At 38.8% G+C, this 15,212-nt stretch carries 3 protein-coding genes and 2 pseudogenes; 4 read left to right on the top strand and 1 reads right to left on the bottom strand.

The genetic code is table 11. From position 1 onward, the window contains the following. Window positions 1–522: 522 nt before the first annotated feature. The 3 genes and pseudogenes from RWM06_RS08120 to yaaA all read left to right on the top strand — a co-directional run bounded on the left by RWM06_RS08120 (window position 523) and on the right by yaaA (window position 10,091). Window positions 523–7,512 (top strand): Ig-like domain-containing protein, encoded by a 6,990-nt coding sequence (locus RWM06_RS08120; protein ID WP_313970760.1) that lies wholly within the window; start codon window positions 523–525, stop codon window positions 7,510–7,512. Window positions 7,513–7,773: 261 nt separating this feature from the next. Further along, window positions 7,774–9,213 (top strand): annotated as a pseudogene (locus RWM06_RS08115) (transposase). 149 nt (window positions 9,214–9,362) lie between these two features. Next, window positions 9,363–10,091, top strand: coding sequence for a peroxide stress protein YaaA (gene yaaA, locus RWM06_RS08110; RefSeq protein ID WP_313970759.1), 729 nt, complete (start codon window positions 9,363–9,365; stop codon window positions 10,089–10,091). A gap of 49 nt (window positions 10,092–10,140) precedes the next feature. Here the strand turns inward: yaaA and RWM06_RS08105 are convergent. Continuing rightward, a pseudogene (locus tag RWM06_RS08105) lies at window positions 10,141–11,624 on the bottom strand (M protein trans-acting positive regulator PRD domain-containing protein). Window positions 11,625–11,994: 370 nt separating this feature from the next. Here RWM06_RS08105 and RWM06_RS08100 point away from each other — a divergent pair. Next, the coding region (locus tag RWM06_RS08100) for a G5 domain-containing protein (RefSeq protein WP_313970758.1) at window positions 11,995–15,212 on the top strand (3,218 nt) is incomplete at its 3' end.

Below are 15,212 nucleotides of genomic sequence, written 5' to 3'. Positions count from 1 at the left end.
AGCAACGGCAAATCCGTTGCTTTTTTTGAAGACAAGAGACTATTGTCCCAGACTCTTCGTGTTTGGATTATTACCTTGAACGACATACGTTAAAAGTTAGTTGAACCGCCGTATGCCGAACGGCACGTACGGTGGTATGAGAGGGTCTAGAGATTATCCCCTACTCGATTAGTTGATAGTTTATACCCAATGAAAATCAAAGAGCAAACTAGAAAGCTAGTCGCAGGTTGCTCAAAACACTGTTTTGAGGTTGCAGATGGAAGCTGATGCGGTTTGAAGAGATTTTAGAAGAGTATTAGGACTAGATTCTTTACCAATTGTTAAGATTCTAGTTATAGGATACTTACTCCCTCTTCTTTGTTATATTAAAATCACAAAAAAGATTGCAATTTCTTGCTCATTTTGATATATTTAATATATACAAAAAAACAAACTTGATGCTTAGTTGTGTATCCAGAAGAAGGTTATTTTTCTAAAAAGTAAACGCTTACTTAGTATCAAGGGAAAGAAAAGAGGATTTTAATGAACAAAAGACTTTCCGATAAACGTTGCCATTATAGCATTCGTAAATTTGCTATAGGTGTGGCATCTGTGATGATTGGGGCTAGTATATTTGGCTTGTCAGCTGTACAAGCTGAGGACTTGTCTGCATCCAATACTCAAACAGAAGGAACAACGATTCATCAAGCCCAACCTTTAGATAAGCTTCCTGATGATGTGGCAGCTGCTATAGCAAAGGCTGATGGGAATGGTGGACGTGAGTTCGTAAAACCAAAAGTTGAGACAACAGAAAACAATGAAAGTAAGGATACAGAGTCTGCTAAACCTGTTAATGAAGGTAACCATGAATTGGTTAGTCCTAAAGTTGAAACTCCAAATAAGGTAGGAGAAGAAAACGAAGCTGAAGAGAAGCAAAAAGCTGAAGAGACAAATCCAAAGACTGTGGAAGATGGTCCGAAGTCTACAGCAGATAAAACAGATGTAAAAGAGGATGCTAAGAAAATTTCAGAAAAGGATCAGGTAAAATCGACTGCGGATCTCAAACCTTCGTCTGAAAAAAAGCAAGCGCTTTCTAAAGACTTAAGTGAAGCGGATGTTGAAAAAGAGAAGCAGCTATTATTGGATCGAAAACAAGACTTCAATAAAGATTGGTACTTTAAACTAAATGCTCAAGGCGATTTTTCAAAAAAAGATGTGGATGTTCATGATTGGTCTAAATTGAATCTTCCACACGATTGGAGTATTTATTTTGATTTCGACCACAAGTCTCCTGCTCGTAACGAAGGTGGACAGTTAAATGGTGGAACAGCTTGGTATCGTAAGACTTTTACATTAGATGAAAAAGACAAGAACAAGGATGTTCGTATCAATTTTGATGGTGTTTACATGGATTCTAAGGTTTATGTAAATGGTAAATTTGTAGGCCATTATCCAAGTGGTTACAATCATTTTTCATATGATATCACAGAATTTTTAAACAAGGATGGTAGTGAAAATTCCATTACTGTTCAAGTAACCAATAAGCAACCAAGTAGTCGTTGGTATTCAGGAAGTGGGATTTATCGCGATGTAACCCTTAGTTATCGTGATAAAGTTCATGTTGCGGAAAATGGGAACCACATTACAACGCCAAAATTAGCTGAACAAAAAGATAGCAATGTTGAAACACAGGTTCAAAGTAAGATTAAAAATACAGATAAAAAGGCTGCTAATGTCTTTGTGGAGCAACAAATTTTCACCAAGGAGGGTAAGCCTGTTTCAGAATTAGTTCGTTCTGCAACTAAGAGTTTGGCAGAAAATGAAACAGCACATTTTAATCAGAATATCTTGGTCAATCAGCCAACTCTTTGGACAACGAAAAGTTACCATCCTCAACTTTATGTTCTTAAAACAAAAGTCTATAAAGAAGGCCAGTTAGTTGATGTAACAGAAGATACATTTGGTTATCGTTATTTCAACTGGACAGCTAAGGAAGGTTTCTCTCTCAATGGTGAACGCATGAAATTCCACGGAGTAAGTATTCACCATGATAACGGAGCTTTGGGTGCAGAAGAGAACTATAAGGCTACCTATCGTAAATTAAAACTTCTGAAAGATATGGGAGTGAACTCCATTCGTACAACCCACAACCCAGCGAGTCCTCAGTTGCTAGACGCTGCAGCGAGTCTAGGACTTTTGGTTCAAGAGGAGGCTTTTGATACCTGGTATGGTGGCAAGAAGACTTACGATTATGGACGCTTCTTTGATCAAGATGCAACTCATCCAGAAGCTAAGAAGGGAGAGAAATGGTCTGATTTTGATCTCAGAACAATGGTAGAGCGTGATAAGAACAATCCGTCTATTGTGATGTGGTCTCTTGGAAATGAGGTAGAGGAAGCAAATGGTAGTCCTCGTTCTATTGAAACTGCTAAACGTTTGAAGGCTGTCATTAAAGCGATTGATACCGAGCGTTATGTTACCATGGGTGAGAATAAATTTAGTCGTGCAGCAACAGGTGATTTCTTAAAAGTTGCAGAAATCATGGATGCTGTGGGTATGAATTATGGAGAGCACAATTATGAAGCTGTTCGTAGAGCTCATCCAGACTGGCTCATCTATGGTTCTGAAACTTCTTCAGCTACTAGAACGCGTGATTCTTATTACAATCCTGCTCAAATCCTTGGACACGATAACCGTCCAAATCGTCACTATGAACAATCTGACTATGGTAATGACCGTGTTGGATGGGGAAGAACAGCTACTGAGTCATGGACTTTTGACCGTGATCATGCTGGCTATGCTGGACAATTTATCTGGACAGGAATTGACTATATTGGTGAACCAACTCCATGGCATAACCAAGATAATACACCTGTAAAAAGTTCTTACTTTGGTATCATCGATACGGCTGGTTTGCCCAAGAATGATTTTTACCTTTACCGTAGTGAGTGGTATAGTGCTAAAGAAAAGCCAACTGTTCGCATTTTACCACATTGGAACTGGACTGAAGAGACACTTAAAGATCGCAAGATGTTGGTCGATGGAAAGGTTCCAGTTCGTACCTTCTCAAATGCTGCAAGTGTCGAATTATTCTTAAATGGAGAGTCACTTGGTAAAAAGGAATTTACTAAGAAAAGGACAGAAGATGGACGTCCATATCATGAGGGGGCTAAGCCAAGTGAATTGTATCTTGAGTGGCTTGTAAAATACCAACCAGGCACACTGACTGCGATTGCTCGAGATGAAAATGGCAACGAAATTGCGCGTGATAGTGTGACAACTGCTGGGGAGCCAGCAAGGGTTCGTCTGACTAAAGAAGAGCATGTTATCACTGCAGATGGAAAAGATTTATCTTACATCCATTACGAAATTGTTGATGGCGATGGGAATGTTGTTCCGACGGCGAATAATCTTGTTCATTTTAATCTTCATGGTCAAGGACAAATCGTTGGGGTTGATAATGGAGAACAAGCCAGCCGTGAGCGTTACAAAGCTCAAGCAGATGGAACATGGCAAAGACGTGCTTTCAATGGTAAAGGAGTTGTCATTGTAAAATCAACAGAAAAAGAAGGTAAATTTACTCTTTATGCAGATTCTGCTGGTTTAACTTCTGATAGCGCAACGGTCGCAACTGTGTCTGGTAAGAAAGAAAACCGTCATTTTGTAGCTTTTGCTCCTGTAAAAGTAACAACTGATGTGACTACAAATCCTGAATTGCCTCAAACAGTAACAGCTATTTATAGCGACGGTAGTGTTGAGGAAAAGACTGTAACATGGGATGTGCCAGCTGACTTGCTTACAAGCGCAGGTGAGAAGAAAGTATCTGGACGTGTAGAAGGTTTGGAAAGCAAAGCAGAGGCCCTTGTAAAAGTGATTGTCTTAGATAAATGGTTACCAAAAGTTGTTACAGTGCCAGTTGGTACAGCTGCAGCAGATTTGGATAAAACGGTCACAGCTGTTTTGACAGATGGTAGCTTAACTGATACAGAGGTTGTCTCATGGACTTTGAAAGATCCTTCTGCCTTGACAAAAGAAGGTGGACGTACGGAAGCTACTGGTAAATTGGTAGATGACGATCGTGAAGTAACTGCAACCTTTATCGCAAGCAGTAAGGAAACAACAAGTAGCATTACAGGACTTACTGTTGGGGATAAAGCTCTTGAGAACTTCGAGTCTGGCAAGACTTATTATCGTGTATCTCTTCCTTACACTGGAACAATTCCAAGTGTTGGAGCTCAGACTACTGGTTATCAAGTAACTGTTCAGCAAGCTTCCGTTGATAATGGTTATCAGGCTTCGGTCTTCTTGAGTGACCAAAAGGGTGACTTGGTTCAAACTTACTTAATTCAGTTTGTGAAGGAAGCTCCTGCCTTGAAACGTTTGGAAGTAGTTGTGGAAGGAAAAGAAACTGCTACTGAAGATCAGGTCTTAACTTATCGTGTCATTGGTAGTTATGAGGATGGTTCACAAACAGAATTTTCAGCATCAGATATTCATTTAGAAGCTAAATCATCTGATGGTGGGCATCTTGAGGTGAATGGTCAGAATCTATTGCTCTATATTAAGGGAAGAGTGACTTTGATACCTCGAATCGATAATCAAACAGATAAAACAGAATCTGTAACTACTGAAGTGGTGATTAAAGAAAATAAAGTCAGCAAGAAGATTGTGAAACTTCATCCTGTATTTATTTCTACAGATATTAATCAGCAACCGAATCTACCTAAAGAAGTTGGAGCAGAATTTGATGAGGGCTTGCCACGCAAAGTATCTGTAACTTGGGATAAGGTAGATGAAAAAGAATTGGGACATTATCATAGCTTTACGCTTAAAGGACATGTAGAAGGCACAGACATTGAAGCTCAAGCAACGGTGACAGTTGAAGGATTACAAGTTGCAGAGGAAATCAGCCTCACAGTACCTAAGGGTGAGTCAGTTCAATTGCCAGCCAATGTTCGTGCTTACCATTCTAACGGAACAACTATCTACAAAGATGTGGTTTGGGATCAGGTTCCAGTCAATTTTAGTCAAACTGAAGGGGTCTATGAAATCAATGGTCGTTTAGTTGATAGCAATCTGACCACTAAAGCTCATGTTCGAGTGTCTAGTCAAGTTGTTGCTGGGAATAATATCTCTAAACAATGGACAGGTTCGCAATTGCCAGCTGCCATTGTATCCAATACAGGAGGAGATGACTCAGCTAATGCCTTGAACGACCTGACTGTGTCAAGAACGACAACAGACGCTAAAAATAGATGGACTACTTGGAGAACAAATACTGATAATGATTGGGCTTCTATCTTGTTTGGTAATTCAGGAGACTTGACGAAACGTTTTGTCAACAATTTGTCGGTTGATTTTTATACCGATAGAACAATTGGTCTTCCAAAAGAATATGTAGTTGAATATTATGTAGGTAAAGAAATTCCTGATTTACCAAGTGATGTCAGTCATGCGCAACGAGATAGCAATCATCCATTTAATAATCCAGAAAATTGGAAAGCGGTTGAAAATTTACATGCTCCAAATCAGCTATCTGCAACTCAAACAAATCACTTCACATTTGACAAGGTAGAAACTTATGCTGTTCGTATTCGTATGAAGAAGGCTGATGGAACATCAGGTGTTGGACTAACAGAGCTAACTGTCCTTGGAAACAAGGTCTTAAGCTCTACAAGTTCAGAGATTTCTATCAAGGTAGATGGTAAGGATCTTGAACACTTTAATCCATCTAAGACTGATTACTATATTCCTCAATCTAGCAAAGAAATCACTGCAACAGCTAGCAATAATGGTTTGGTAACAGTTGTGCCTGCAACTAGTCCAAAAGGTGCAACACGTCTCATCTTAAAAGCAGAAGATGGTACGGTATTGAAAGAATATCGAATCTTCCGCAATGATGAGAGAGAAACTAGTCAACCTCTTGCTGCAGAAAATAGTGCTAAAATTTTGAATGTTGGAGATGCTCTTCAACTTCCTTCAGAAGTCACTGTTTATTACCCAACTTCAACTACTTGGACTACAGATAAACTGGCAGTGAAATGGGATGCTATTCCTGAACATGCAACAGAGCATGAGGGAATATTTGAAATTACTGGTCATGTCATTGGTACAAATCTAACCACTAAAATGCAGGTGACAGTTGTTTCTAGAGGAAATCAAGTCATTTCAGAAAATCCAAGCAACAATGAAACGAATTCTAAAGCCTTTGCTTCGACAACGAACGATACACAAGCAGCTTCACATGATCGAATTTTCTATATCAATGATGGAAAATACAATGAAGATGGACGTTGGACAAACTGGTCTCGTACTCCGAAAAATGAAGAAACTTCTGTCGGACTACTCTTTAAGAAGGACGGTAAAATTGCCACCCAATCTATTGGAAAAGTAGCTATTCAGTTCTTTAAAGATAGTGGAACAGATGCCCCAGAGAAAATGGTTCTAGAAAGATATATTGGCCCTGCCTTTACAGAACCAAGTACGATTTCTCGTTATGAAGAAAATGCTGACCACCCATTCAACAAGGCAGAAAATTGGGCACCAATTCCTTATAAAGCTTTTGGAGAATTAGTAGCTGGGAAACCAATCGAGTTTAACTTTGAACCGGTTCAAGCGACAGCTATTCGTGCTCGAATGACTCGTAAGTCTACTACTAATGGGCTAGCAGTAGTCGAATTTACAGCCTACTCTGCAGGCAAGGGAGCAGAAGTCGAAACACCGTCAGCGACTATTTCGATCGATGGAAAAGCATTGGAAAACTTTGATCCAAATGTGACAGAGTACACCCTAACAACAATGGGAACTAAACCAAAAGTCACTGCGACAACTAGTGGACGTGGAGTAGTCACAGTTGTGGATTCTGGAAATACAAATCTTCCAACACTTGTTCGTCTTGTTTCCAAAGATGGAAATCTGGTGAAAGAATATCGTTTACACTTTAAGTTTACCTTCCAAACAACACCGACAGAAGGTGTTAAGAACTTAGTTGCAGAAGCTCCAAGCTTGGAAATTGAAAAGACTCCACTTCCGTTTAAAGAAGTTATTCGTGAAACCCCTGAGCTTGCTCAAGGTAAACGTCGTGTAGTTTCTGAAGGACAAGCTGGAGAAAAAGTTGACTATATTCAAGTATCAGGAACTACTAGAACTCTTGTTCATTCTGAACAAAGAAAAGCTCAAGATCGTATTATTGATGTAGGAGTAAAACCATCTATTTCAAATAGTGAGGGTGAGAAATCTGACTTTAAAGACGAGGTAAATACGGGAACAACTCAAGATAGTAAACTTCCAGAGGATAAAGCTGCTCCAGCAACAGTAGGAAATCAGGAAGCACCAGTTCGTGAGAAGGTAGAGCATCCAGTACAGAATATATCTAATAACCAGACTACAGAAAGAGAAACTTCAGCAGTCAAAGAAGATCAAAATAGCTTACCAGAAACAGGTGAGAGAGAATCTGATACAGCCATCTTCTTAGCAGGTGTTAGTTTGGCCTTGTCAGCAACACTATTGACTGCAAAACGTAAAGAAGATTAGATGTTATCTCTAAAGCATTCTGATTTTTATAAATTGATAGAGGATTAAAAATTGAATCTATGAGTGAGTAGGGATACTATAATGTAAAGCCTCGATTTGAGAAGAAAATGAAGTAAATCTTTCCACAATAAAACGCATAGTATCAAGATTTCTCAATTCCTGATACTATGCATTTTTTAATTTTAATGCCTTTTTTCCGAGCCCACTGAAAAAGTCATCAAATTGATGGCTTTTTTGTTAAACTAGAGATGAGGTGAAATGATGCTTGATAATCAGTTAACTATGGATGTCAGTCCTTATTCTAGTTTGTATGATATCGTAGTTCCTAAAACTCACTTTTTACGTCAGCTAACTGAACTCTGTGATTTTAGCTTTATTCATGATGAACTAGAAAAGAATTATCGTCCCGATTTTGGGTGTAAAGCTTATTCACCGATTATGATGTTCAAATATCTCTTGTTAAAAGATATTTGTAAGTTATCAGATGTCAATGTGGGGGGGGGACGTTCCTTGTCAGATATGGCCTTTAAATTTTTTCTTGGTCTAGCTCCTGAGGATTCTGTTATCGAGCCATCCTCACTGACAAAATTTAGAAAGCTAAGAATTAAAGATAACAATCTGCTTGATGTATTGATTCAAAAGTCTGTTCAAATTGCACTCGAATACAACTTGATTAAGAGTAAGATCCTCATTGTGGATGCGACTCACACCAAAGCTCATTATAATCACAAGCAGCCCCAAGAAATTCTTAGGGAGCGTTCAAAAGCTTTACGTAAAACGATTTATCAACATTCAGAAGCTATCAAAATAGAATTTCCAAAGAAACCTCAGGAAGATAACCTTAAAGCAGAGTTGACCTATACAGAGGAGTTAATGGCTGTGGTTGAAAAACACGAGGAACTCTTAGCCCTACCAGCTGTTTCTCAAAAGTTCAATTACCTAAAAGAAGCTGTTGAGGACGACTTAGAACATTTGGAAGCATCTGTTAAGGAGGAGGCTAGACTTGGACATAAGACAGCCGACACCTCTTTCTATGGATATAAAAGTCATATCGCTATGACGGATGAACGGATTATTACTGCTTGTGTGGTCACTTCTGGAGAACAAAGTGATGGGAAATATTTACCTGAGTTATATGCTAAAACAAAGGAAAATAGTCTGGACATCGAGACTATTATTGGTGATGTGGCTTATTCAGGAAAGGACAACATTCAACTAGCTCGCAAAGAAAAGATTCATTTGGTGTCAAAACTGAACCCTTCAGTTTCAAAAGGTTACCGTAAAGAAAAAGATGCAGAGCTATTTGTCTGTCCAGAATGACACATGGCTATTCGCAAAGCAAGGACAGGGAAAAAATATCAAAATAAGAATTAAGTTGTCACTCATTACTTTGACAAAGATAAGTGCAAGAGTTGCCTTTCCAAGGAAGGTTGTTATAAGGAGGGGACAAAGTCTAAGACTTATTCATTAGCTATTAAGAGTAACGACCATCTTTTCCAGAAGAAATTTCAGGAAACACCTTATTTTAAAGAAATTACCAGACATCGCTATAAAATCGAAGCGAAGAATACCGAACTAAAACAGAGACATGTCTTTGATGTCGCAAGGGCATAGGATCTTTTCAGCATGGAGTTACAGACAGCCACAATCATCTTCGTGGTCAATATGAAACGAATTATGACCTTAATACATACAAAATAACTGAGGAACTCGCTCAAATTGATGAGTGATTTCTCGGTTTTCATTTCATTAAAAGTAAGAGGCTTACTTTTTCAGTGGACTCTTTTTTCCCCAGTCTCTTTTCAGATGAATTTCTTGGTAGTGGCTGAAAAATATGCTACACTATTAATATGAAAATTTTAATCCCAACAGCAAAAGAAATGAACACAGACTTGCCGAGTATCGAAGCTGCTCCTTTAAAACCAGAAAGTCAGGCCGTGCTGGATGCCTTGGCCCTCTATTCTGCTAGTCAATTGGAGAGTTTTTACAAGGTATCAGCCGAGAAGGCGACGGAAGAATTTCAAAATATCCAGGCTTTGAAAAGGCAAACTGCTCAACACTACCCAGCCTTGAAACTTTTTGATGGGCTTATGTACCGCCACATCAAGCGAGATAAATTGACCGAGGCAGAACAAGCCTATCTTGAAAATCATGTCTTCATTACCTCGGCTTTGTACGGTGTTGTTCCAGCCTTGTCGCCTATGTCCCCTCACCGTTTGGACTTTTTGATGAAATTAAAAGTCGCTGGTAAGACTTTGAAGAGCCATTGGAAGGCAGCCTATGATGAAGCTGTGAAGCAGGAAGAAGTGATTTTCTCTCTCTTGTCGTCCGAGTTTGAGACTGTATTTTCTAAGGAAATCAGAGAAAAAATGGTGACCTTCAAATTCATGGAGGACAAGGGTGGTCAGCTGAAGATTCACTCAACTATCTCCAAGAAAGCGCGTGGAGCCTTCCTGACAGCCCTGATAGAAAATCAAGTAAAAACAGTGGAGGAGGCTCGTCGCTTAAGCTTTGCAGGATTTGCCTACCGAGAAGATTTGTCACAGCCACAGGAATTGGTTTTTGTTAAGGAAGTATAGAAATCAGATAAGAGAAAAAGTCAGCAAAATTAAGCTGACTTTTTTTAGCTTATAAAGTATTGGATAAATGAATCTCATTTGATAAAGTAGTGAGATGATTAACCAAATCCATGATTGAAAGGTGATTTCGGCAAATAAACTTCTTAGTGATGCCTGGAATATAGAAATTAGACACGATGATGTCATAATCTGTCTGATTTAAAATCTCAGGACTTGTTTCCAATTGGTCCCAAATATCGAAGGTAAAGCGATTATTACAGTAATAGGAAAGCATATCCATCAAGGTGAGGGATAGGGCATGGTCAAAGTTACTGATAATCAAAACCCTGATAGGCGGTCGATTGGCTAATAATTGAGTAGTGATATTTTCTGCATGGGTGAAGAGGGTGTAAATCAAGTGCTCTAATTGTTCAGGATAATCATGTTGCCCGATTGCTTGCCGATATTGAGCCAGTTCTTGACGAGCACTTTCCATAAAGTCTGGGAAATAGACCTTGAACTTTTCTAATGTAATTCCCTTTTGCTCAAATAAGAGTGGTGTTGAAAAGGTTTCCTGTCTTTCAAAATAAGCCGTATTGTGCAGGTGCCAAATAAGTTCATCATGATTAGCAAATTTAATATTAAATGCTTTAGATAATCGTTCCAAAATTTGGCTTAATAACTGATAAGAATAGCGAGATTCATCATTTTTATTTAGAGAATCAAAGAATTGCTGTGGATCTAGAAAAATATCATTTTGAAGAAAGGAAATGAAAATTTGGGCCACAATATCTGGAGTCATTTCCAGTCCAAATTGTTGAGAGAAGTATGCAAGCTTGTCCTCAAAATCTGGTAAATTCATTAAAACAGGATAGTAGTCTTGGTAAAAATGATTCGGTAAATCAATGAAATGTCCATTTTTTACTCGATGAATACTAATTGCGAGCATCAGCTTATACATTCTATAGATTGCAAATCGCATTGGGTAATTTGTGGATTTATAGAAGTAGTCAGCGAACTCTGTTATGACTTTTTCAGAAATATCTGGGAAAGACCAGTCTAGAAAATAATACCGCTCTGAAAAGTATTGGGCATAAAAATAGCGAATATCGATTTCATTTCCATTCAGGGATGTTGGAGTAAAAGACAGTTCAATTTGGAATTGTTTCGAGAGAATGGTGGTGATTCGATTTCCTAAGCGATAAAGATTGGCATTACTAGAATGCAGTTTTTCTACAGTTCGGTAAATAGGCAATCCTTCGTTAAAAAACATATATTCTAATAACTGAAAAGATTGGGAATGACTGAGGAAATAAATATATATATCTTCTATACTTGCTGCTGTATCTAGATTTAGCATAATGCCATTGATAGAAGATTGAATTTTGAAGGTTGGGAATGCTGTTCGTAGTTCGTTTAAGTCATTTTTCAGGATACGCTCGGTGCATCTAAAGTTTGTGCTAACTCGTTTAGACGTATCCAATCTCGTTTCTGAATGAGTATTTCAAGTAGTCGCAATTGTCGTTGTTCTTTTGTAGATAATAGAGATCTCATAGGGTTCTATCCTCCTAAGCTCATTATATCATAGTCTATAATAAAATGCTAATATTAATATTGTTAAGGTGGATAATAATCCGATTTGATCTTAAAACAATATTTATGAATCGAATATAGGAGGGCAATTAAATGTTAATGGAATACTTGTATTGATTTTGCGATTACATTTTTACCTCTATATTATTTTTCTGTACCATTTGTACCAAAATATGAGAATCATTTTTTTGTCAGTAAATTCACTTTGATTAGAACAATTTAAATGAATCTTGAGGGAAAAAATACTATATATTAATTTGTAAAATTATATTGAATTATATAAAAAATAGATGTAAATTGTATAGTATAAAATTATATTGAGGTAAAGAATATGAAACAGGCACAGAGAAAATCATTTGATTGGTATAAAATGCAACAACGTTTCTCTATTCGCAAGTATCACTTTGGGGCAGCTAGTGTACTGCTCGGGACAGCCTTAGTCTTGGGAACTGCTGTCAATACGCAAGCAGTACAAGCAGAGGAACACAATCCTGAGGCAACTAACAGTGTTTCTGTTGATAAGATAGCAGAAACTACTAAACCAGCAGAAGTTTCTACAGCTAAGAAAGAAACTACCTACGCAGCTCCAACTGTTGTTCATCCAGTAGAGGTGACTCCAGCTAAATCTGAAGCTGTTAAGGCAACTGTAGAAAAGGTTGAAGAACCTAAAGTGGAAAAAGAGGAAGTTTCTCATCAAAGTGCAGTTGATAAATCAAAATTGTTAACAGCTCTTTCTCGTGCAAAAAAATTAGAAGCAAAATTATATACAGAAGCTAGTGTTGCAAACTTGAAAGCAAGTATCCAAGCTGGTCAAAGTTTGCTTGGGAAAGCAGATGCAACTGAAGCTGAATTATCAGCAGCAGAGTCATCTATTCAATCAGCTGTCATTGGACTGGAACTCCGTTCTAACTCCGATAAAGGAACTGTATCAGAAACTCCTGTAGCGAAGAAAGCTGACGCAGCAGAAGCCAAAGAAGAAGCTAAACCAGCTGCAACAACGACTGATCGTTCAGTTCTTGATAGCGCTGTTTTGCCAACTAGCAGAGCTGCTATAGTTGAAGCGTTTTCAGCTCCAAAAACAACTAATGAAATTTTGAAACCAGGTTTGAGCCTTTCTGATGCTCATCAAAATCCAGCTATCCGTAAGGAAGACTTGGATAAGGGACAAAGTGGTTTTAGAGCTTCTAGCAATCCAGCCAACCCGATTGTCTCAGGTTCTGGGAATACAGTTGCATTTACAGATATCAGTCAAGCTGGTCGTAGTTACAGTTTTCGTGGCTACGGGAACGCACGTGGTGGTAATTCAATTCATTATGATGTGACGACAGTACGTCAAGGTAATAGATTGAATTTCACAATTCAATATTCTGGTCCAGGTGAATTTGTTAATAATAACTTTATCTTGGATAAAGGGGATGGATTTGGAAATCCTTCAAATGCAACTATCACAACTCCAAGATTAAGAGAGCAATCAAAACCTATTAGCCAGGGTGCCAACTTTGTATCTCACTCAGGATATACTATGACCTCTGCTACTGAAACAAGTATGCAACAGACAATCAGATTCAGTTTGCCAATCAACAATCCAAATGGTGATTTGTCTGTCCGTTTGAAACCTGTTACTTTTAACGTGGACCAAGGTGGTGGCGGTGCTGCTACTAGCAATGATCCATACAGTAACTCTAACTATTATTATAGAGCAAACCCACTATACTTGGATGCCAATCCAAATGGTGGTTCTAGTAACAAGTCTGTTACAGAAGACATTGATTTCCAAACTGTCTACCTTCCAACTAGTAAATTGCCAGAAGGCCAAACTAGATTAGTCAGAGAAGGTGAAAAAGGACAACGTCAAATTACCTATAAAGTCCATCGATTTGGTAACGAAACAATTCTAGGATTGCCAATTAGTAATAGTGTCACTAAAGAAGCTAAGCCACGTATTCTGCAAATTGGTGTTGCTAAAGAGCTAATCGATACAGTAAAACCACGTGTTGATCAAAATAAAGTCGGTGATACAAATAATCTTACTTTCTATCTTGATAACGATGGAAATGGTGTTTATACTGAGGGCGCAGACGAACTTGTTCAAAAAATTGCTATTAAAGATGGAGCCAAGGGTGAAAAAGGGGACCAAGGCGAACGTGGTTTAACAGGAGCCAAAGGTGCTAAAGGTGAAAAAGGAGACCGAGGCGAACGCGGTTTAACTGGAGCCCAAGGTACTAAAGGTGAAAAAGGAGACCGAGGCGAACGTGGTCTGACTGGAGCTCAAGGTGCTAAAGGTGAAAAAGGAGACCGAGGCGAACGCGGTCTAACTGGAGCCCAAGGTGCCAAAGGTGAAAAAGGAGACCGAGGTGAACACGGTCTAACCGGAGCCCAAGGTCAGGCAGGTCGTGACGGTGTAACTCCAACCGTAACCGTTAAAGATAATAAAGATGACGGCACTCATACTATCACGATTAACGATGGTAGAGGTAATGTTACAAGTACTATTGTAAGAGATGGTCTCGATGGAGCGAGTCCATTAGTTGCTACTCAAAGAAATGAAGCAGATAAGACAACAACTATCATTTTCTATTACGATAAAAATGGAAACAACGAATTAGATGATTCTGATAAGAAATTAAAAGAAGTTGTAATTGCAGATGGTGCCAAAGGTGAAAAAGGTGACCAAGGTGAACGTGGAGACCGTGGTGAAACAGGAGCAGCGGGACGTGACGGAAAAACTCCAAAAATCACAACTGCTCGTGGAGCAGACGGTCGTAGTACTGATATTACATTTACTATTCCTAGTGAAGAACCTGTAACTGTTAATGTAAAAGACGGAAAAGATGGACGTACACCAACTATTGACTTAAATGCCTTAGCAGAAGCAGCAGTAAGACTGAATAATCAAAGAAGCGGAAGAGTAAGAAGAGCATTAGCAGACGCCCCATCTACAGCACCACAACCAGTAGAGGGTACTCGTATTACAGCATACTATGATAACAATGGTAACGGTAAATACGATCCAGGCGTGGATGAATTAATTGGTACAAGTGATATCTTGAATGGTACAAATGGACGTAATGGTGCAGATGGAGCTTCTGGTACAGATGGTCGTAATGGTGCTGAATTATTAAGTGGACCTAAAGCACCAACAGCAAATGATGGTAAAGATGGTGATACTTATATCGATGCTACTACAGGAGATGTTTACAAAAAAGAAGGCAGAAACTGGAACCAAATTGGCAACATCAGAGGACCTCAAGGATTACCAGGTCCAAAAGGTGACAAGGGTAAGAACGGAAAAGACGGCTTCACACCAGAAGTAACAGTGACAGACAACCATGATGGTAGTCATACGATTACAGTTACGCAACCAGAAGGACGTCCAGCCCTTACAACAATCGTTAAAAACGGAGTAGACGGACAAACACCAAAAGTCAAAGCTGTTCGTGATGAAGCTAAAAAACAAACTACTCTAACCTTCTACATTGACAAAGATGGCGATGGAAACTATACAGAAGGCACAGATACGCTCGTTCAAACATCCATCGTTAAAGACGG

Source organism: uncultured Streptococcus sp., from assembly GCF_963516575.1.
Classification (GTDB): Bacteria; Bacillota; Bacilli; order Lactobacillales; family Streptococcaceae; genus Streptococcus.
The sequence above is the reverse complement of the archived record's forward strand: the minus strand, read 5'-3'. Positions and strand labels throughout refer to the sequence as shown.

Bases quoted from the DNA above. Each gene is read 5' to 3' on its own strand.
- RWM06_RS08120 (WP_313970760.1), top strand. From the start codon at position 523: ATGAACAAAAGACTTTCCGATAAACGTTGCCATTATAGCATTCGTAAA.
- yaaA (WP_313970759.1), top strand. From the start codon at position 9,363: ATGAAAATTTTAATCCCAACAGCAAAAGAAATGAACACAGACTTGCCG.